This window comes from Pseudostreptobacillus sp., assembly GCF_977040545.1.
Window position 1 is genome coordinate 1 of sequence record NZ_CDRRBS010000131.1, and the last position, 2,222, is coordinate 2,222.

Here is a 2,222-nt window from a genome sequence, read left to right on the forward strand (position 1 = left end):
ATGTTAGAAGAGGCAAAACTATTAGAAATAACAAAGGATATGCCTGCTAGAATTAAATGTTCTACACTTAGTTGGCATTCTTTGAAAGTAATAATTGATAAATATTAAGGAGATTAAAGTGGGAAAGTTAATAATAATAGAAGGTACAGATGGTAGTGGTAAACAGACACAAAGTCAACTTCTAAATGAAAGATTATATAATGAAGGTATAAAAGTTAAAAAGATTTCTTTTCCTGATTATGATTCTCCCTCATCTAGTTTAGTTAAGATGTACTTAAATGGTGATTTTGGGAAAGATGCACAAAGTGTTAATGCTTATGCTGCTTCAAGTTTTTATGGAGTGGACAGATATGCTTCATTTAAAACCAAATGGGCTAAAGAATATGAAAATGGGTATGTTATAATTAGTGATAGATATACGACTTCAAATATTGTACATCAAGCATCTAAAATAGATGATTTTGAAGAAAAAATGAAATGTATTAATTGGATAGAAGATTTTGAATATAGTAAACTTGGTATACCCAGTCCTAATTTAGTAGTATTTTTAAATGTTCCAATAGAATATACTTTTAGTCTTATGGAAAATAGAGAAAATAAGATAACTGGAGATAAAGCTAAGGATATACACGAAAGTAATAGAGAATATTTAATAAAATCATATAATAGTGCAATAGAACTTGCAAGGATTAAAGATTGGATAATAATAGATTGTGTAAAAGATGGTAAAATGAGAACGATAGAAGATATAAATGATGAAATATATAGAAATATTGAGGTGATGATAAATGGAATATAACGTACTTAAAGGTATGAAAGATAGGTATTTTGGTGATTCTGAGAAACACAATTTTATACTAAAGGTTGCTAAAGATGTATTTGAAAAATATGGGTATAAAAATATAATAACTCCTATAGTTGAAGAAACAGACCTTTTTAAAAGATCAGTAGGAGATGAAACAGATGTAGTTTCAAAAGAAATGTATACATTTGAAGATAAGGGAGGAAGAAATATAACTTTAAGACCTGAAGGTACTGCAGGAGTTGTAAGAGCTTATTTAAATGCTGGATTACATAAATCAAATCCTAATATTAAATGGTATTATTCAGGCCCTATGTATAGATATGAAGCACCTCAAAAAGGAAGATATAGAGAGTTTTATCAAATTGGAGTAGAAAGTTTTGGAATCAGAAATCCTATGCTTGATGCTGAGATAATATCAATGGCAGTAGAATTTTTATCAAAATTAGGTCTTAATAATTTAACTGTAGAACTTAATTCTTTAGGAAGTGTAGAATGTAGAGTTAAATATATTAAGGATTTACAAGACTATCTTTTAGCAAATATTGATAAATTAAGTGATGATTCTAAGATAAGAGCATCAAAAAATCCTTTAAGAGTTTTAGATTCAAAAAGTGAGGAAGATCAAAAACTTTTAGAAAAAGCTCCAAAGCTTCACGAATATTTTGATGAAGAAAGTAATAAGTTCTTTGAAGAATTAAAAAATACTTTAACATCTTTTGGTATAAAATATGTTATAAATCCTAAACTTGTAAGAGGTCTTGATTATTATTCTGATACAGTTTTTGAAATAAAATCAGAAAATCTTGGGGCACAATCTACAGTTTTAGGTGGGGGAAGATATGATAAATTAACAGAAATATTAGCAGGAGTTAAGGTTCCAGGAATTGGTTTTGCAGCTGGAATTGAAAGAATCACATTACTTTTAGATGAAAATCTTATGACTCAAAAAGAAAAATTATCATATATAGTATATTTTGATGAAACTAAAGAATATATGTTAAATGTTTTAAAAGTATTAAGAGAAGAGGGAATACGAGTTGAATTTGATTATTCACCTAAGGGATTTGGAGGTCAAATGAAAAAAGCTAATAAACTTGGTGCTCTTTATGCTATAATTCTAGGAGAAGATGAAAAAAATAAGGGAATGATAACTCTTAAGAATCTTGAAACAGGAAATCAAGAAGAGCTTACTTTATCTAGCCTTATAGAAAGGATAAAATAATGTATAGAAGTCATAAATTAAATGAATTAAGAATGGAACATGTAGGACAAAGTGTTACTATATCTGGATGGATAGATAAAGTGCGTGATATGGGGCCTTTTGTTTTTATAGATCTTCGGGATAGATATGGAATTACACAAGTCTTAGTTAACGAAAATTCACCTAAAAAAATATTAGAACTTGCTCAAAAACTAA

The 2,222-nt window shown here is 28.0% G+C and carries 3 protein-coding genes; all 3 read left to right on the top strand.

Features of this window, described 5'->3' with window-relative positions; genetic code table 11:
* Positions 1 to 118 precede the first annotated feature (118 nt).
* On the top strand, positions 119 to 799 hold the full coding sequence (locus ACWYO2_RS05810; RefSeq protein WP_455515536.1) for a dTMP kinase: 681 nt from the start codon (positions 119 to 121) through the stop codon (positions 797 to 799).
* Entirely contained in the window at positions 789 to 2,027 is a 1,239-nt protein-coding gene (gene hisS, locus ACWYO2_RS05815) for a histidine--tRNA ligase (RefSeq protein ID WP_455515537.1), read from the top strand. Before ACWYO2_RS05810 ends, hisS begins: the two co-directional genes overlap by 11 nt.
* On the top strand, positions 2,027 to 2,222 hold a 196-nt coding region (locus ACWYO2_RS05820; protein ID WP_455515538.1), incomplete at its 3' end, for an OB-fold nucleic acid binding domain-containing protein. The genes hisS and ACWYO2_RS05820, both read left to right, overlap by 1 nt.